Consider the following 18,926-nt stretch of genomic DNA (forward strand, 5'->3'; position numbering starts at 1 on the left):
AACAACCATGACTAAACAAAACGCGACCGATCCATCCCAAATGCAAGCAGAAGAGCTGCTGTCTTTTCTGGAAGAGGGAGGCACGCTAAAAATGTTGCACGATGTGTCTCAGGACACCATCGAACATATTTATGCCGTAGGTTACAACTTTTTCCAATCGGGAAAGATTGAGCAAGCAGCGAAAGTATTTCAATTACTCAGCATGCTTGATCATTATCAGGCGCGATTTTTCATTGGCCTTGGCGCGGCTCGTCAGGAGTTGGGTGAGTATCTGCAGGCAATAGATGCCTACAGCTACGCAGCGCTAGTGGACGTAAATGATCCACGTCCACCTTTTCACTCTGCTGAATGTCACCTGAAACTGGAACAACTGACAGAAGCAGAGAGTGGGTTTTACAGCGCGAAGGAGATGTCTGCCGGAAAATCACAATATGCAGATTTGCATGAGCGTGCAGGCATCATGTTAGAAGCGGTGAGAAATAAAAAGGAGTAATTAGACTATGAGTTCTATTGCACTTGACCGCATCCAGACACAGGTTTATAGCCCTGAATCTGGCCAAGCCACGTTAGATAACGTGCAGAAAACGGCGTCTACAGCGACGCCGTCTGTGACGGTAGAAAACGTGAAGAGTAAAGATGCAGATGTACTGAACACCGGAAAAGTAAAAGTTCAGTTAGATGCACCTAACGCAGCTGTTAGCGACAAAGTGAATGATTTGACGCTAAAAGCCATGGCACAGCTGCAAAAGATCGTCGATACCATTGCAAAATCTCTCCATGCAGTTGCAGATCAAACAGGTTCGATTGCAGTCAAAATCATCGCAGGTTCTGCTGATGATTTTGAAGTAGAGCTTGCTGCTATCACGGATAAACTGAAAAGTGCTCAAAACGAGCTGAAAATTCAGGAAGTGAAGGTCGCAAAAGCTAAGCACGAAAAAGAGATGGTTGAAAACCAAGACAAAATCAAAGAATCGGAAGCCGCTGCAAAAGAAGCCCAAAAATCAGGCTTAGCAGCGAAGATCTTTGGTTGGATCAGTGCGGTGGTTTCTATTGTTGTTGGTGCCGTAATGGTGGCAACGGGTGTTGGTGCAGCAGCCGGTGCACTTATGATCGCTGGTGGCGTCATGGGAGCAGTGAGCATGGCGTTGCAAGAGCCAGCCGTTCAAGATGCGCTAAAAGAAGCGGGCGTAAATGTCGATGTGTTAAACAAAGTCGTAATGGCATTAGAAATCGCCGTCGCGGTTATCGGAGCTGTTGTGACGTTTGGTGGTGCAGCAGCTGGCGGTATCGCGAAACTTGCAGCGAAAGGTGCTGGTAAGGTAGCTCAAAAGGTCACAGAAATCGCTACGAAAGCCGCTGCAAACATGGCGAAAGTGGCGGATATGGGCACAAAAGCTGCGACAACAACAGCGAAAGCGATTCGTTATGGCGCAGAAACCGTTGATCTCGCCGTCAATGTGGGTAAAGGCGCAACGGACAGTGTCCACGCTGCTAACAATGCTCACGTGACAGAGATTCAGGCTGATATCACAGACCTTCGAGCCAAAATGACGTTAAGCCAGGCTGTCATTGATAAGCTCAAAGAAGAGATTGGTAAGTTGATGGAAGACTTCCAAGAGCTGATGAGCCTCATCATGCAAATGATTCAAGCGAAAAGTGAAACTATGCAAACGGTGTTAAGCCGTCCTGCAACGGTATAAGGAGTTTATTATGCTAGATAAAGTAGGCGGAACTGGTCGTGGTGAACTATACGGTTTAGGCGATACCATTAAAACCAACAAAGCAGAAAAAGCGCCGGAAACAAAGCTTGAAGCGGGCGCCGTTAAAAGCCAAAGTGAGTCAGGTGTTTCTGGTGCAGCACGCTACCAGTTAGAGGCGCCTAAAGCTCCTACAGTGAGTAACCAAGCTCAAGTTGTTGCAAACCTAATGAGCGCTCTTGCGCCGACGGTGAGCTCATTAGTGAGCACAACGATGAAAGCACTTAACGGTGAGGAGGTGATCAAGTCACCATCAGATGCGGTATCACAATCGTTGACGCTATTAACATTGTTGTATCAAGTATCAAAGCTGAGCCGTGAGCAGCAAGTGCTACAACGTGAAATTGCTGTTGAAGCAAACGTCGCGAGTTTAGAAAGCCAAGCGGCAGAGCTAAACAACTCGGCAAGCGCAATGATCGCGATGGCAGTCGTTTCGGGTGTATTAGCGGGTGCTACCGCAATTATTGGTGCCCTTGGTTCTTTCAAAGCAGGGAAAGAAATCAAGAATGAAATGGCGAGCAATAATGTACTGAAAACGCAAAAAGCTGGCTTCGATCAAGCAGAAGAGTTATTAAATAACAATAGCTTGTCTAAAACGCAGCAAGATCAGGTTAAGCGTGCGCACTCACTTGCAAAAGACAATATCGCGGACACGACAGCACAACTGACAAGTGGTGGTCGTAAGTTCGATAAGCTGATGAGTTCAAACCAAGCGAAGAACGCCATTCTTCAAGCTTTGGGCCAGATGGCAAACTCAGCATCGAATGTAGAGCAAACCAAAGCGCAAGCGCGCAGCAAGGATGATGAAGTACAAGCGACTCGCGCACAAGCAGCCAAACAGAAAGCTGATGAAAACATTGGTTTCCAAGAAGGCTTATTGAAAGAGCTACGTGACTTGTTCCGTTCTATCTCAGATAGTCAGAACCAAGCGTGGCGAGCGTCAGTCCCAACGGTGTAACCGTCCATCTCACTAACTACAAAGCGTTGTTTATACAACGCTTTTTTTGTGTGATTCAAGTATAGATATTATTTATCAGTAGGTTACGTTGATAAAAAAGTACATATCTATAATTCAACCTTCAAAGATGAGAACTCAAACGTTATCAAATTGTTAACGATTGCTATACTTAAACGGTCATCAACACAGGTAAAAAGGATGTTCAATGTTTAAGTTTAAGCAAATCGCACTTGCTGCTTCTTTAGCGGCACTCACAACAGGCTTTTCTGCGTCTGCGGAAGAAACGTTTGTCACGATTGGTACTGGTGGCGTAACAGGGGTTTATTATCCGACTGGTGGCGCTATTTGTCGCTTGGTTAACAAATCGCGAGAAGATCACGGTATCCGTTGTTCGGTAGAAAGTACTGGGGGATCGATTTATAACATCAACACTATTCGTGCTGGTGAATTGGATCTCGGTATCGCTCAATCAGACTGGCAGTATCATGCTTACAAAGGAACCAGTAAGTTTAAGGAAAGCGGGCCTTTTAAAGAACTACGCGCCGTATTCTCCGTTCATCCAGAACCGTTCACTGTCGTTGCACGTAAAGACGCGAACATCAAAACTTTTGATGATTTGAAAGGTAAGCGCGTCAACATTGGTAACCCTGGCTCAGGTCAACGAGGCACCATGGAAGTGTTAATGAGCCAGTATGGCTGGAGTAACGATGACTTTAAGCTTGTGTCTGAGTTAAAAGCAGCAGAGCAATCAAAAGCACTTTGTGATAACAAAATTGATGCGATGATTTATACCGTTGGTCACCCAAGTGGAGCGATTAAAGAAGCCACTACGTCGTGTGATAGTAATATCGTAACGGTAGCTGGACCTAATGTAGAAAAATTGGTTGCAGACAATAGCTTCTATCGTGTCGCAAATGTACCGGGTGGTATGTATCGTGGCACAGATAGTGATGTTCAAACCTTTGGTGTGGGCGCGACGTTTGTTTCCTCTACTGCTGTACCAGAAGATGTGGTTTATAACGTGGTTAAAGCGGTATTTGAAAACTTCGATGATTTCCGCCGTCTCCACCCAGCGTTTGCGAACTTGAAGAAAGAGGAAATGGTAAAAGACGGTTTATCTGCGCCTCTTCACCCAGGTGCGCTCAAATACTACAAAGAAGTAGGGCTGATTAAGTAACCGTTACTTTCTCTTCTTATTGATGTAAAACGCCATCTTTCTCGATTAATGCCACTCGTTTAACAGCGAGTGGCATATTTCTATCTCTCGTCATCCTGTACAGCGACGGAGGAGCGTGATACAGGATCTTCTATCCGAGCCCTTTATGGTCAAAATTGTTTCATTAGCCGCTCAGCGTACTGCTATTAGATACCTAGTCACGCCAAGGCTCGCTGGAATGACACAAAAACATCGTTAAGCGATCAGCATTAATCTTTCGCGATGGCGTTTTTTGTTGGGGTGTTATCTACTTGTGCAAGCTTTACTTAAGCATAAACATCAATGAAAAAGTAGATAGTGATCAGAATAGAAGAAAGAGCAACAAACCCTTTAACATGATTGGGATTAAGTTGACGAGATACACGAGCGGCAAGATAACCACCCACCAACGTACCGACCAAAACAACGCTACCTGTGCGCCAGTCAATGGAACCATTCGCAACAAATATCACGATAGCAATGAGTGAAACACACGTAGATACCAGCAATTTCAAACCGTTCATTAAATTAATGTCTTGGTGACCCGCTACTACCAGATAACTCAGAACAATAACCCCTAAACCTGCGTTGAAAAAACCACCGTAAGCAGAGACACCAACAAGTAATAGACCCAAAGCGATTGCTCCGAGTATTCCTGCGTGTTTGTGCTCTTTCGCGACAGTTTTGATAAGCATTGTTAAACGAGAACCAGTCAGGAAAAGCACGGTGGCAAACAAGAGCAGCCAAGGAATGGCTTCCAAAAATAGCGATTCTGGTGTGTTGAGCAGCAGATATGCTCCGACAGCGCCACCTACTAAACTGAATGAGACGGTGAACAACAGTTCTTGTTTGTTCTTCATGATCTCTTCTCTGAAGCCAACGGCTCCGCTAATGTACCCCGCACATGAAGCATAAGTATTTGTTGCATTGGCCATAATTGGAGGCACACCAACCGCCAATAGGGCCGGAAAAGTAATAAAGCTTCCGCCTCCCGCAATGGAGTTAATGATCCCACCAACTACGCCGGCAACGAATAAAAGCGCTAGTTCTAAAAGCATAAACAATCCTTGTTATGTTCTTTTTCATTGTTAGAGCTTTAGATGTCCCATCTCACATGCTCTAGTGTTCTGATATGAAGTTTACTTTACCCGCTCTAAAACAAAATTGTTCAGTTCTGTGACGTTTTTGATGACATGAACGGTTTTACTTTGAGAGTACCCTTCGAGACGAGACATGAAGTCATCATTCCAGAATGCAGGGCATTGCTGAAGAACTTTGTAGCTTTGTAACGTTCCTTTCAACACCGAACTGCCATCAGGCCAACCTTCAGGTTTAATGAATAGTCCTTTAAGGAGACGTTTCGTCACAAACCAATAGCTTACGGAGTATGGTAGATCAATATAAACGAGAGTATCGGCTGCATCTAAACGAGCATTAAAAGAGCTGATAGGCCCCAGACCATCTATAATCCAACGATCTGAGTGAAGTATATTGCTATGTGCTTCATCAAAAACGTTACGCTCAACGGGCTCACCGTTTGGTTTATAGAATATGGAATCTAATTGATGAAGAGGGAGATCGGTAGCAGATGCGATTGCTTTACTTACCGTCGATTTTCCACTGCCGGGTTTACCAAAAACTGCTATTTTTTGCATGTGACCGCCTCCAAGAGAGTATTCCCCATACGGTAGAAACAGAAAACCCACCGCTATGGGTGGGTTCGATAAATATTGAGCGCATCAAATATCCCACCATTCCTATGGAATGATGATAATTCGTTGGTTAAATTGCGCTAAGTGTGTATTCATGCAACTACTCTTATATATAGGCGATGACTTGTCAATATTGTTTTGCTTAATAAGTGAACGATTTGATAGGAGAAAGAAAAGCCACCGCGATGGATGGCTTTGTCTAGGTTGAAAGAGACAGCTATTACTGCTCAACGCTCACTGGCTGTGCTTTAAACTTTTGAATCAGCTTTACGATTAGTGGACTTGCCAGTACCAATACGGCTAAAACAGTAAAGGTAAGGGTAATAGGGCGCTCCCATAGGAAACTCAATTCGCCGTCTGAAATCATTAATGCGCGGCGTAAGTTCTCTTCCATTAATCCCCCAAGGATGAAACCCAGCAATAAAGGCGCAAGTGGGAAGTTAGCGAGTCGAAGTGCAATGGCAGCCATAGCGACAATCAGCATCACGAACACATCCATGGTATTGAATGAGACCAAATAAACTCCGGTGATTGAGAAGAATAAAATCATCGGCAGAAGTACCGTTCTTGGAACCGCCAAAAGCTTTGAAATGTACGGAATCAACGGTAAGTTCAGGATCACGAGTACGATGTTGCCGAAGTACATGGAAATGATCACCGACCAGAACACATCTGGATGTTCAACAAACAGGCGAGGGCCTGGCTGAATACCGTAAGCGATCAGCGCGCCGAGCATTATTGCTGTTGTACCAGACCCCGGAATGCCAAGCGTTAGCAGCGGTACAAATGAACCACTAGAGGCTGCATTGTTCGCTGATTCTGGCGCGACCAAACCACGGATACTGCCTTTACCGAACTCTTCCTTTTTCTCTTTAGGTGCGAGGTTGCGCTCCATGCCATAGCTTAAAAAAGCAGCAATGGTTGCTCCTGCGCCAGGAAGAACGCCAGTGAAGAAACCTAATATTGAAGAGCGAATTGAAACAGGCGCAACATCTTTGATTTCGTCCTTGGTCACTTTCATTGAGCCAATGTTACTCAGCTTTTCCTGTTCTTCATCGCTGGTGTCTTTTGATGGTTTAAGAATGCCCATCAGCGTCTCACCCAGTGCGAATGTCGCCATTGCAAGCAACAAGAAGCTAAAGCCATCCATTAAATCCGTTAAACCGAAGGTAAAGCGTTCAACGCCTACGCCTTTATCGATACCAACTGTAGATAGCATCAAACCAAGAATGGTCATCATCCACGCTTTGATGACCTGACCTTTCCCCGCAAAAGCCGCGACTGCTGATAACCCAAGTAGCATCAACGCAAAATAGTCTGACGATTGGAAGCTAAGTGAAACGCTAGCCAATGCTGGTGCGGCGACAAGCAACATAATTGCAGATAGCGTACCGCCAGTGAAAGAAGAATAAGCTGCCAAAGCTAATGCTTTACCTGCTTGGCCTTTTTGAGCCATCGGGTAGCCGTCGAATGCTGTCACCACGGTTGAAGAACAACCCGGCGCGTTAATTAAAATCGACGATGTAGAGCCACCAAATACCGCACCGTAATAAACACCCGCCATCAAAATAAGGCCAGAAGAGGGCTCTAGGCCATAAGTAATTGGGATCATCAAAGCAATGGCTGAGATCGGCCCAAGCCCAGGTAACATGCCGATAAATGTACCGACGAAACAACCAACGATCACCATTATGATGTTCATTGGCATTACTGCAGTGGATAAACCTTGTAGAATTCCATCTAACATAATTCAGTCCTTTCTTTGACTACCAGATGGTGAAAATCAAACCCGGTTCGAGATAGATGTCCAAACCTTGAGTGAGTAATAAATAGAACGCGATCACGAATGGAAACGACGCGCCGAACAGAACGGGTTTACGTCTTTCCCCCAGCAGATAAAAGCCAGCCAATAAAAAGAAGCCAGTAGCTATAACAAAGCCTAGGTAAGTCAGGCCTACGCCGTAAAGCGCCATCAAAACCAAGAAAGCGATCAGTAACTTCCAATTAAAGTTCAGCACCGCGCCACTTTGTTTATCTGGTTGTCCTGTTACCAGCAATAACAAAGAAAGGCCAGCACCAACGTAAGTCAGGATGGTTGGCAAAGTACGTGCGGTGAACGGTTCGTATTCATCACCAGGGAACAATGGAATTTGCGAGGTTTGATAACCGTAGCAAAGACAGAAGAGTAGAAAGATCATTGCGCCGACACGGTCACGACAGAGCAAATATTCTTTGGTGAAAAAGTTGGTTGAACGAGGCATATTCAACTCCTAACAAAAATAAAAAAGACCGCATATGGACGTTAATGAATAAACTAAACCATTAACAATTAAGCATTTCGCTGCTAGTCGAGCTGCTTTGGGTATATAAACAAAGGAGTGTGCATGCCGATTGTCGACAATATCCATATACGGTGAAACTTAGAGTGCAAATACAGTTGGGGAAATACCAACCCCACGTTATTGGGTGAGGTTGGAATCTAAGGAACCCAGTTCGACTGTTACTTTAGGAAGCCTAACTCGCGCATTAAGTCACCCATTTGCTGCTCTTGCTCTTCAAGGAACGCGAAGAACGCTTTGTCCGCCTTGTAGTTGTCTATCCAACCATTGCGGTCACGGACGACTTGCCATTCGTCAGTGTTGTACATTTTGGTAAATGCTGCATTCCATTCATCCAGCTTTTCTTGGCTAGTACCTGGTGCAGCAAAGAATCCACGCCAGTTAGCGAAGACCGTTTCGTTACCATATTCTGTTAGCGTAGGGATGTTTGGTGCGGCTTCTAGGCGTTTTGGTGCAGTTACCGCTAGCACTTTGACTTGACCAGATTTTGACATCTCCAGTACTTCACCTAGGCCCGTAGAGAGCAGTTGAGTTTCGCCTGAAAGAAGGGCTGCCATGGCTTTACCGCCCGCATCGTAAGCGATGTAACGAACTTTACGCGCATCAAATCCTTCGCCTTTAAATGCGGCGGCAACGACGAGGTGGTCCATCGAGCCACGAGCAGAGCCACCCGCAATTTTCACTTTGCGAGGGTTAGATTCAAATGCTTTTACTACGTCTTCCCAAGAATTGTATGGCGAATCAACAGAGGCTACGATGGCACCGTAATCCGCAATGGTGGCTGCAACGGGAGTGAGATCTCTAAAGGATTGAGGGAAAATACCTGTTAGAGAGCGAACGACGATCGGTGTTGAATTCACCATCAGCGTATCTTCTTGGCGATCTGCCGTTTCAATCAAGTGCGCAATGGCTTTACCGCCGCCGCCACCAGAAAGGTTCTGAAAAGATACCGTCTCAACGATGTCTGATTTGAGTAGCACATCACCTGTACCTCGTGCGGTCATATCCCAGCCGCCACCGGCACCTCCAGGGATCAAGAAATGCATTTTTTCTACATCAGCAGCAAAAGCGTTAAATGAAAATGAAGCTGCGATGATCGATGCGGCGAGCGTTGGTTTGATTACCTTTAACATGTTCACGTTCCTTATGTTGGTGACTCTATTTTTATATGAGTCTTATTTTTGTTTCAGCTTTTAACTCGAACTGGATGCTGATGTGTCAAAGGTTAATCAAGTGTTAAATTGATGTCTTTAAAACGTCGATAAAGAGAATATTGAGCATAACGGATATTTTGTTCATAAAGTTCACGCTGAAAAATTGGTTGCACATCACGCGTGCGTGCTAACAATTGCGTCATAATGGAATGACATCAAACGAATAAGGAAACAGAGAATGAAAGGGACATGTTTGTGCGGCGCTATTGAAGTGATCGCAGATGCTAAGAATGAAGTGAGTCTATGCCACTGCTCGATGTGTCGAAAATGGTCGAGTGGAGCACTCCATGCTGTGCATTATGGTCCTAACGTAACGTTTAAGGGGGCCGAGCCAAAGCGTTATCAATCGTCTGACTGGGCGGTGAGAGGTTTTTGTGGCGAATGCGGCACAAACCTTTTCTATCATTTGTTACCGACAGGCGAGTACATTCTCTCCGCTGGTTTGTTCGACAATCCAGATTTCAAACTCTCATTAGAGATCTTTACCGATGAAAAGCCCGCGTATTATGACCTCAATCCCACCTCACAAAAGATGACATCGCAGCAAGTTTTTGAGCAATTTTCACCTAAAGAATAGCCTTTTGTATCCTTAATTGTTCGACGGCTTAATTATTTTTCTTTTATATCATAATGTTAAGAGGTGTTTAGTTGTCGACAATTTGCTTTTTCCTTCGCAATTACCCCTCAATTTAGCTCGTAATAGATGATTTTCGTCGATTTAAATTACGACCTTAGTCTAAATTGTCGACAATTTACTTGATTGTCGACACTTTGATCGACTACTTTATATTCAGGTTAAGAAATTGTAGACATTTTGATGTCGGTAACGTGAGTATCTGAGTATGAACTCTGAGTTGAAAACTCGTTATAAAGTACTGGGTTCTGAGAAAGAACACACCAAGTCAGAAACACTGACAGAAACACTGATTGAAGTCATTGTGAATGGCGATGTTAAGCCTGGTCATAAAATCTCGGAGCCTGAACTGGCGAAGAAATATCAAGTCAGCCGGGGTCCTTTGCGTGAAGCATTAATGCGTTTAGAGGGGCTAGGGCTCATTGAACGTATTCCTCATGTCGGGGCTAGAGTGACCACTTTTTCTCCAGAAAAGCTGATAGAACTCTATGCGGTTCGCGAAGCGCTAGAAGGTATGGCGGCAAGGTTAGCAGCACGACATATTACGCAAGAAGAGCTCTTGAGCTTGGAAATGCTATTGTCGACACATTCTAAGCACATCGATCAAGTGGAGGGAGCCTCTTACTTCCATCAGCATGGAGATTTTGATTTTCACTATCGCATCATCCAAGCAAGCCGAAACAGCAAGCTGATTTCTCTGCTGTGCGACGAGCTTTACCACTTGTTACGCATGTACCGCTATCAGTCACCGCGCGCGCAATCTCGTCCAAATGAAGCGCTGACTGAACACAAATTCATTCTGGAAGCCATTCGCAATCGCGATGAAGAGCTTGCAGAAATGCTGATGAGAAGACACATCTCAGGAAGTCGAAAGCTCATCCAATCGCAAATTATACATACAGAAAGTTTAGACAAAGACTAGAAGGAATTCGTCATGAGCTTAACACCGGGAGCGAAGTTCAGACTCGCCATTGAACAAAACAATCCGCTGCAAATTGTCGGCACCATTAACCCTTACTGCGCCATGATGGCGAAAAACTTGGGGCATCAAGCGATTTATTTGTCTGGCGGCGGTATTGCAAACGCGTCATACGGATTGCCGGATCTCGGTATTACAACATTGAACGACGTACTGGTCGATGTTGACCGCATCACTAACGCGTGTGATTTACCGCTATTGGTCGACATCGACACCGGTTTTGGAGGCGCATTTAATATTGCTCGCACGATCAAAGCAATGGAAAAGGCGGGTGCTGCTGCGGTTCATATGGAAGACCAAGTCGCACAGAAACGTTGTGGGCATCGTCCGAACAAAGCAATTGTGAGCCAGCAAGAGATGGTTGATCGCGTAAAAGCCGCGGTTGACGCACGAAATGATGAAAGCTTTGTGATTATGGCTCGTACTGACGCGCTAGCTGTTGAAGGTATGGACAGTGCAATTGAGCGTGCGATTGCGTGTGTGGAAGCTGGCGCGGATATGATTTTCCCTGAAGCGATGACCAAGCTGGATCAGTACCTTCAGTTCTCAAACGCACTTGAGCAAGCAACTGGAAAGCACGTTCCTATTCTGGCGAACATTACCGAGTTCGGCGCAACGCCACTGTACGGCTGCGATGAGCTTGCAAAAGCGAAAGTCGATATGGTGCTTTACCCATTAAGTGCGTTCCGTGCCATGAACAAAGCCGCTGAAACGGTTTACAAGCATTTGCTAGAAGTGGGCAATCAGGAAGCTTTGGTTGATTCAATGCAAACACGCAAAGAGTTGTATCAGCACCTGAACTACCACGATTACGAAGACAAACTTGACCAGCTATTCTCTGAAGGAAAATAGCGGGAAAAGAAAAGATAGACGGAAGCCCAAGAAAAGATAATCGGAATTTATCTAATTCAATAACGTGAAATTCGTCTGGCTAAAAAACGCTCCAAAGAGGGCAAAGCCAGACAGAAAAGGAGTTCAAACAATGTCTCAAACTGCAGAAAAGAAAGCAGAGTTAGGTGGTGCAGGCCTACGCGGTCAAAGCGCTGGAAGCACAGCTTTATGTACTGTCGGAAAAACGGGGACCGGTCTGACTTATCGCGGTTACGATATTACTGACCTTGCCAATAATGCTCAATTTGAAGAAGTTGCACATCTTCTGTTACGCGGTCACTTACCAACTCAGAAAGAACTGGATGCGTACAAGACACATCTCTTAAACCTTCGCGGCTTACCAACTGAGCTTAAGCAAGCGTTAGAGCTTATTCCTGCTACTGCTCATCCAATGGATGTGATGCGCACTGGTTGTTCTGTGTTAGGAAACCTAGAGCAAGAAATGAGCTTCGATGAGCAATTACATTCGACGGAACGTATGCTAGCGCTTTTCCCAGCGATCATCTGTTACTGGTATCGTTTTAGTCACGATGGCGTTCGTATCGATACAGAAGATCAAACCGAAGACTGCATCGGCGGTTACTTCTTGCGATTGCTTACAGATAAAGAGCCATCAGCGCTACACAAGCAAGTGATGCACTGTTCCTTAATCCTTTACGCTGAGCATGAATTCAACGCATCAACTTTTGCAGCGCGTGTTTGTGCATCAACGTTGTCAGACATTCATTCTTGTATCACGGCAGCAATCGGTACGCTTCGCGGCCCACTTCATGGCGGCGCAAACGAAGCAGCGATGGAAATGATTGAAGATTGGCAAACGCCAGACGAGGCGGAAGCGAACATCATGAAAATGCTGGCCAACAAAGACAAGATCATGGGCTTTGGCCATGCCATCTATCGCGAAAGTGATCCTCGCAACGCGTTGATTAAGCGCTGGTCGAAAGAGCTGTCACAGCAAGTCGGTGATACGCATCTATATGCTGTTTCTGAGCGTGTGGAATCAGTGATGAAGCGAGAGAAAGGTCTGTTCTGTAATGCGGACTTCTTCCATGCATCGGCTTACCACTTCATGGACATTCCAACCAAGCTGTTCACACCAATTTTTGTGATGAGTCGTTTAACGGGCTGGGCGGCACATGTTTATGAGCAACGTGCCAATAACCGCATCATTCGCCCAAGTGCTGATTACACGGGCCCAGACCATCAAGAATGGGTACCTATCGAGAATCGCTAGCGCGAAGGTCAATTAGGGCACATACGCTTTGATTGACCACCTCCTTCCTTTGTACCTCTCTCTGACAGAGGAAGGAGCTCCTCTCATCACGATGTTTCTGGAGCAATGGAAAAACGTTGATGAAGGCAAGATGTACAGACTGAATGGAAGCAAACCATGAACACAAATATTAATACCCAATATCGTAAGCCGCTTCCGGGAACTCAACTGGATTACTTTGATGCACGCGAAGCCGTCAATGCCATTTCTCCTGGAGCCTATGAAAAACTCCCTTATACCTCCCGCGTGCTAGCTGAGCAACTGGTCCGTCGCTGTGATCCGAACACATTGACGGATAGCCTGAAACAGTTAATTGAACGTAAACGTGATCTTGATTTTCCTTGGTATCCAGCACGCGTTGTTTGTCATGACATTCTTGGTCAGACCGCTCTAGTCGATTTAGCGGGTCTGCGCGATGCTATTTCGGATCAGGGTGGCGACCCTGCAAAAGTGAACCCTGTCGTTGAGACTCAACTGATCGTTGACCACTCTTTAGCGGTTGAGCATGCGGGCTTTGATCCTGATGCTTTCGATAAAAACCGCGCGATTGAAGAACGCCGTAATGAAGACCGATTTCACTTTATCGAGTGGTGTAAAACAGCGTTTGAAAACGTCAGTGTGATTCCTGCGGGTAACGGCATCATGCACCAAATCAACTTGGAGAAAATGTCTCCTGTGGTGCAAGCGAAGCAGGGTATTGCCTACCCAGACACCTGTGTGGGTACGGACAGTCACACGCCTCACGTAGACGCTCTTGGTGTTATTGCGATCGGTGTTGGTGGTCTGGAAGCTGAAACCGTAATGCTTGGCCGACCATCAATGATGCGTCTACCTGATATTGTCGGTGTCAAACTGACGGGTAAACGTCAACCTGGGATTACCGCAACGGATATTGTTCTGGCGATTACTGAGTTCCTACGTAACGAGCGTGTGGTCTCTTCATATCTTGAATTCTTTGGTGAAGGTGCTCGCGACCTAACAATTGGTGACCGTGCAACCATTTCCAACATGACACCAGAATACGGCGCGACAGCTGGCATGTTTTATATTGATGAGCAGACCATCAATTACTTGAAACTAACTGGTCGAGATGAAGAGCAAGTTGCTTTAGTAGAAAAATACGCAAAACAAACTGGTCTTTGGGCTGACGATCTAGATACTGCCGTTTATGAGCGCGTACTGGAATTCGATTTATCATCAGTAAGTCGTAACATGGCCGGCCCGTCAAACCCTCACCGCCGTTTACCAACATCGGAGTTGGCGCAGCGTGGCATTTCTGGTGCGTGGGAAGAGAAAGAAGGCGAGTTACCAGATGGTGCAGTTATCATCGCTGCTATCACATCGTGTACTAATACCAGTAACCCTAGAAACGTGGTTGCGGCTGGTCTTGTAGCGAAGAAAGCCAATGAGCTCGGCCTTGTACGTAAACCTTGGGTGAAATCGTCTTTTGCTCCGGGTTCTAAGGTAGCGCGTCTTTACCTGGAAGAAGCGGGCTTATTACCAGAGTTAGAAAAGCTTGGCTTTGGTATCGTCGGTTACGCATGTACCACTTGTAACGGCATGAGTGGCGCGTTGGATCCAAAAATCCAGCAAGAGATCATTGATCGCGATTTATATGCGACAGCCGTTCTGTCTGGTAACCGCAACTTCGATGGCCGAATCCATCCTTACGCAAAACAAGCTTTCCTTGCATCACCACCATTGGTTGTTGCTTATGCGTTAGCGGGTACCATTCGTTTTGATATCGAGCGCGATGCTCTGGGTATTGACCAAAACGGTAAACCAATTTACTTAAATGATTTGTGGCCAAGTGACGAAGAGATCGATGCTGTTGTCGGTAATCATGTTAAACCTGAGCAGTTTAAGCAAGTTTACATTCAGATGTTTAAGCTGGATGACGCAGAGAAAAGCTCTAGTCCGCTTTACGACTGGCGTCCGATGAGTACCTACATTCGCCGTCCACCTTACTGGGAAGGTGCGCTGGCGGGTGAAAGAACACTGTCTGGCATGCGTCCATTAGCGGTTCTGGGCGACAACATCACGACTGACCACCTGTCACCATCCAACGCGATCATGGCGAGCAGTGCTGCGGGTGAATACCTTGCCAAAATGGGCGTTCCGGAAGAGGACTTCAACTCTTATGCGACTCACCGTGGCGATCACTTAACGGCGCAACGTGCGACCTTTGCTAACCCGAAACTATTTAACGAAATGGTGAAAGAGAACGGTGAAGTGGTTCAGGGTTCTCTAGCGCGAATCGAACCAGAAGGCCAGGTTGTACGCATGTGGGAAGCGATTGAAACCTACATGAATCGTAAACAACCATTGATTGTTGTCGCCGGCGCGGATTACGGTCAGGGTTCATCTCGTGACTGGGCAGCGAAAGGCGTTCGATTGGCTGGTGTAGAAGCTATCGTTGCGGAAGGCTTTGAGCGTATTCACCGTACCAACTTGGTTGGCATGGGCGTGCTGCCATTGCAATTCAAGCCAGGTGTAAACCGCAATACGCTAGAACTGGACGGGACGGAACTTTACGACGTAGTTGGTGAGATTAAACCGGGCGCTGATTTAGCCTTGGTTATTACGCGTAGCAACGGCGATAAAGTCGATGTTCCGGTTACTTGTCGCCTAGATACCGCTGACGAAGTTCACGTGTACAACGCAGGCGGTGTTTTGCAGCGTTTCGCGCAAGATTTCTTGGCGCAATAAGGAGCGGTTATGGAAAGCAAAACTCCGAATCAAATGAGCCAAATCAAAGTGCCGGCGACGTACATGCGTGGCGGCACAAGTAAAGGTGTCTTTTTCAACCTCGACGATTTGCCACAAGAAGCGCAAGTGGCTGGAGCCGCGCGTGACAAGCTGTTGTTACGTGTTATCGGCAGCCCGGATCCTTACGCGAAGCAAATCGACGGTATGGGTGGTGCAACCTCCAGCACTAGTAAAACAGTGATTGTTTCGCGCAGTAGCCAAGACGGTCATGACGTTGACTATTTGTTTGGACAAGTGTCGATCGACAAACCATTCGTCGATTGGAGTGGTAACTGCGGCAACTTGTCTGCGGCAGTTGGTCCCTTCGCCATTCATGCTGGGCTGATTCCACAAGATCGCATTCCAGAAAATGGTATTGTGACGGTGCGTGTTTGGCAGGTGAACATCAGCAAAACCATCTTGATTCACGTTCCAATTGTTAATGGTTTCGTCCAAGAAACCGGCGAGTTTGAGCTCGATGGCGTGACGTTTCCGGCCGCTGAGATTCAAGTCGATTTCGTTGACCCTTCTGATGGCGAAGGCAGCATGTTCCCAACTGGCAACTTAGTCGATGATTTGGTGGTGCCTGATGTGGGTACGTTTAACGCCACCTTTATCAACGCAGGTATTCCAACCATTTTCATTGATGCTGAGTCGATTGGTTACCAAGGCACGGAACTGCAAGATGACATCAACAACGATGATGCAGCATTGGCGATGTTCGAATCTATCCGTGCGCATGGCGCATTAAAAATGGGTCTGATTTCTGATTTAGAAGAAGCTCAAACACGCCAGCACACACCAAAAATCGCGTTTGTATCCAAGCCGAAAAGTTACCAGTCCTCAAGTGGTAAAGCGGTCAATGAGTCGGAAATTGATGTGCTGGTACGTGCGTTGTCGATGGGCAAACTTCACCATGCAATGATGGGAACCGCAGCCGTTGCGATTGCTTCGGCGGCCTGTGTACCGGGAACATTAGTCAATTTGGCTGCTGGTGGAGGCGAAAAAGAGTCAGTGACTTTTGGCCACCCGTCAGGAGCGTTAAAAGTTGGAGCACAAGCGAAGCAAGCTGAACAGGGCTGGGTGGTACAAAAAGCCATCATGAGCCGAAGTGCGAGAATACTAATGGAGGGATTTGTGCGTGTACCCTCTGATGTCTTTGAGTGAAAAGAACGGTCTTTGAATAGAACGAGAGCAATGTCAGGACATACTGGAGGAAGCAATATGTCTTCATACGAAAAAGAATATTTATGGGCGAAGAATGAACCGGAGAGTTTTTGGCGCGCTCAAGCGGATAATATCGATTGGTTCGAATCTCCTAAAACCATCTTGAAATCTGATGAGAACGGCATCGAACGTTGGTTCCCAGATGGAGTAATGAATACGTGCTGGTTAGCATTGGATTACCATTGCGAGCAAGGACGCGGTGATAATACGGCACTCATTTATGACTCGCCAGTAACCGGCAATAAAACCACGTATACCTATAGTAACCTGCGTGACCAAGTGGCAAAAATTGCCGGCATGCTGTCTGCGCAAGGCGTTGAAAAAGGTGACCGAGTCGTTATTTACATGCCGATGATTCCAGAAGCCGCAATGGCGATGCTAGCCTGTGCGCGTTTGGGAGCAATTCACTCCGTTGTATTCGGTGGTTTTGCACCTAATGAGCTTGCTGTACGAATTGAAGATGCAGAGCCGAAAGTCATCATGACGGCGTCGTGTGGGATTGAGATCAACAAAGTTATTCCATATAAACCAATGGTAGACAAGGCCATTATGGACAGCCGATGGAAGCCTGAAAAAGTATTTATATTCCAGCGTCCTGAGTGCGAAGCCGATCTAAACCAAGAAAGAGATCTGGATTGGCAGCAAGAGTACAACCAAGCGTTGCCACACGGTTGTGTTCCGGTGTTAGCAACCGATCCACTCTACATTCTTTATACGTCGGGTACGACAGGTAAGCCAAAAGGCGTTGTGCGTGATAACGGTGGCCATGCCGTCGCGATGAAGTACTCCATGAGCGCAATCTACAACATTCCTCAAGATGGCGTATTTTGGGCGGCATCTGATGTTGGCTGGGTAGTAGGGCACTCTTACATTGTTTACGCGCCACTGATTCACGGTTGCACAACAATCTTATTCGAAGGCAAGCCCGTCCGAACACCGGATCCTGGTGCATTCTGGCGAGTGTGTGACGAATACAAAGTAGATGCGTTGTTCTCTGCCCCGACAGCGTTCCGTGCGATCAAGAAAGAAGACCCAGAAGGTGAGTTTTTAAAACAGTATGATCTCTCTAAATTGAAAACCATCTTTATGGCAGGAGAACGCCTTGACCCTCCAACACTGGAATGGGTTCAGAGCAAAGCAGACAAACCCGTTATTGACCACTGGTGGCAAACGGAAACGGGTTGGGCTATCGCGGGCAACCCAACAGGTGTTGAAATGATGCCAGTTAAAGCGGGTTCTTCGACGAAGCCAATTCCGGGTTATCAGGTCGAGATTCTGAATGAACTTGGAGAGTCGGTCGGGCCTAACCAACAAGGTTTTGTCGCATTAAAACGTCCGCTGCCACCGAGTTGTCTGCCAACGGTTTGGCGTAACCATGACCGTTTTGAAACCGGTTACCTCAGCCAATTCCTTGGCTACTATGTGTCAGGTGATGGTGGCTATTTGGATGAAGACGGTTACCTGTTCATTATGGGACGTATTGATGACGTGATTAATGTCGCGGGGCATCGTTTATCGACAGGCGAAATGGAAGAAATTGTCGGTGGTCATCCGGCGATTGCGGAATGTGCAGTGGTGGGTATTCACGATGATCTGAAAGGGCAACTCCCACTTGGCTTTGTGGTATTGAAAGACGGCGTAAAAGTGGACGAGCTTGATCTTGAAGGTGAGCTTGTTGGCAAGGTACGTAGTGAGATCGGTGCGGTTGCCTGCTTTAAGCATGCACTGGTTGTGGATCGCTTACCGAAAACACGTTCGGGTAAAATTCTGCGCCGAACCATACGTCAAATAGCCGATGGTGAAAAATACACCGTTCCGTCAACGATTGATGACCCAAGTAGCTTGAACGAAATTGAACGAGTGTTAAGACGCTAATTAAAACTCAATTCTAACTAACCCCTGATCCTCGAACTCTGTAGGTTGGTTCTGCCTCTGTACGCTTATTAAGTGCAGGGGCTTTTTTGTTTGTAGATAGCGTAAACGTCTCGTGCAGCCAATT

The 18,926-nt window shown here is 46.4% G+C and carries 16 protein-coding genes; 11 read left to right on the plus strand and 5 right to left on the minus strand.

The window, feature by feature from the left end; genetic code table 11:
* Positions 1–7 precede the first annotated feature (7 nt).
* The 4 genes from vcrH to NDJ01_RS03095 all read left to right on the plus strand — a co-directional run bounded on the left by vcrH (position 8) and on the right by NDJ01_RS03095 (position 3,892).
* Positions 8–493, plus strand: a complete 486-nt coding sequence (gene vcrH, locus NDJ01_RS03080) for a SycD/LcrH family type III secretion system chaperone VcrH (RefSeq protein ID WP_005395089.1) — start codon at positions 8–10, stop codon at positions 491–493.
* Between the two features lie 7 nt (positions 494–500).
* Entirely contained in the window at positions 501–1,700 is a 1,200-nt protein-coding gene (vopB, locus tag NDJ01_RS03085; protein WP_005377260.1) for a type III secretion system translocon subunit VopB, read from the plus strand.
* Positions 1,701–1,710: 10 nt separating this feature from the next.
* On the plus strand, positions 1,711–2,715 hold the full coding sequence (gene vopD, locus NDJ01_RS03090; protein WP_258586234.1) for a type III secretion system translocon subunit VopD: 1,005 nt from the start codon (positions 1,711–1,713) through the stop codon (positions 2,713–2,715).
* Positions 2,716–2,920: 205 nt separating this feature from the next.
* The gene (locus NDJ01_RS03095; protein WP_006741544.1) at positions 2,921–3,892 is read left to right on the plus strand and encodes a TAXI family TRAP transporter solute-binding subunit; all 972 of its coding nucleotides are present in this window, start codon (positions 2,921–2,923) and stop codon (positions 3,890–3,892) included.
* A 305-nt stretch (positions 3,893–4,197) separates the two neighbouring features.
* Here the strand turns inward: NDJ01_RS03095 and NDJ01_RS03100 are convergent, their stop codons facing one another.
* The 5 genes from NDJ01_RS03100 to NDJ01_RS03120 form a co-directional block, all read right to left on the minus strand.
* Complete coding sequence (locus tag NDJ01_RS03100) at positions 4,198–4,968, minus strand: sulfite exporter TauE/SafE family protein (RefSeq protein ID WP_005395076.1); 771 nt, start codon at positions 4,966–4,968, stop codon at positions 4,198–4,200.
* 81 nt (positions 4,969–5,049) lie between these two features.
* Entirely contained in the window at positions 5,050–5,565 is a 516-nt protein-coding gene (locus tag NDJ01_RS03105; RefSeq protein WP_258586235.1) for an adenylate kinase, read from the minus strand.
* A gap of 277 nt (positions 5,566–5,842) precedes the next feature.
* Positions 5,843–7,369 (minus strand): tripartite tricarboxylate transporter permease, encoded by a 1,527-nt coding sequence (locus tag NDJ01_RS03110; RefSeq protein ID WP_053807464.1) that lies wholly within the window; start codon positions 7,367–7,369, stop codon positions 5,843–5,845.
* 19 nt (positions 7,370–7,388) lie between these two features.
* Positions 7,389–7,883, minus strand: coding sequence for a tripartite tricarboxylate transporter TctB family protein (locus NDJ01_RS03115; RefSeq protein WP_053807463.1), 495 nt, complete (start codon positions 7,881–7,883; stop codon positions 7,389–7,391).
* A gap of 239 nt (positions 7,884–8,122) precedes the next feature.
* Positions 8,123–9,094 carry a tripartite tricarboxylate transporter substrate binding protein gene (locus tag NDJ01_RS03120; RefSeq protein WP_005395072.1) on the minus strand — a complete coding sequence of 324 codons (972 nt, stop codon included), beginning with the start codon at positions 9,092–9,094 and terminating at the stop codon, positions 8,123–8,125.
* Positions 9,095–9,353: 259 nt separating this feature from the next.
* Here NDJ01_RS03120 and NDJ01_RS03125 point away from each other — a divergent pair, with 259 nt between their 5' ends.
* The 7 genes from NDJ01_RS03125 to NDJ01_RS03155 all read left to right on the plus strand — a co-directional run bounded on the left by NDJ01_RS03125 (position 9,354) and on the right by NDJ01_RS03155 (position 18,802).
* Positions 9,354–9,752 carry a GFA family protein gene (locus NDJ01_RS03125; RefSeq protein WP_258586236.1) on the plus strand — a complete coding sequence of 133 codons (399 nt, stop codon included), beginning with the start codon at positions 9,354–9,356 and terminating at the stop codon, positions 9,750–9,752.
* 265 nt (positions 9,753–10,017) lie between these two features.
* Positions 10,018–10,731: a GntR family transcriptional regulator gene (locus tag NDJ01_RS03130; RefSeq protein WP_005395069.1), complete on the plus strand. Its 714-nt coding sequence runs from the start codon at positions 10,018–10,020 to the stop codon at positions 10,729–10,731.
* 12 nt (positions 10,732–10,743) lie between these two features.
* Positions 10,744–11,640, plus strand: coding sequence for a methylisocitrate lyase (prpB, locus tag NDJ01_RS03135; protein WP_005395068.1), 897 nt, complete (start codon positions 10,744–10,746; stop codon positions 11,638–11,640).
* A gap of 130 nt (positions 11,641–11,770) precedes the next feature.
* Positions 11,771–12,913 (plus strand): 2-methylcitrate synthase, encoded by a 1,143-nt coding sequence (prpC, locus tag NDJ01_RS03140; RefSeq protein ID WP_012841784.1) that lies wholly within the window; start codon positions 11,771–11,773, stop codon positions 12,911–12,913.
* A gap of 156 nt (positions 12,914–13,069) precedes the next feature.
* Positions 13,070–15,661, plus strand: a complete 2,592-nt coding sequence (gene acnD / locus NDJ01_RS03145) for a Fe/S-dependent 2-methylisocitrate dehydratase AcnD (protein ID WP_258586237.1) — start codon at positions 13,070–13,072, stop codon at positions 15,659–15,661.
* A gap of 9 nt (positions 15,662–15,670) precedes the next feature.
* Positions 15,671–16,867, plus strand: coding sequence for a 2-methylaconitate cis-trans isomerase PrpF (prpF, locus tag NDJ01_RS03150; RefSeq protein WP_258586238.1), 1,197 nt, complete (start codon positions 15,671–15,673; stop codon positions 16,865–16,867).
* A 57-nt stretch (positions 16,868–16,924) separates the two neighbouring features.
* Positions 16,925–18,802: a propionyl-CoA synthetase gene (locus tag NDJ01_RS03155; RefSeq protein WP_258586239.1), complete on the plus strand. Its 1,878-nt coding sequence runs from the start codon at positions 16,925–16,927 to the stop codon at positions 18,800–18,802.
* The last annotated feature ends 124 nt before the right edge of the window (positions 18,803–18,926 follow it).

This window comes from Vibrio sp. HS-50-1 (genome assembly GCF_024747315.1).
GTDB classification, from domain to species: Bacteria; Pseudomonadota; Gammaproteobacteria; order Enterobacterales; family Vibrionaceae; genus Vibrio; species Vibrio diabolicus.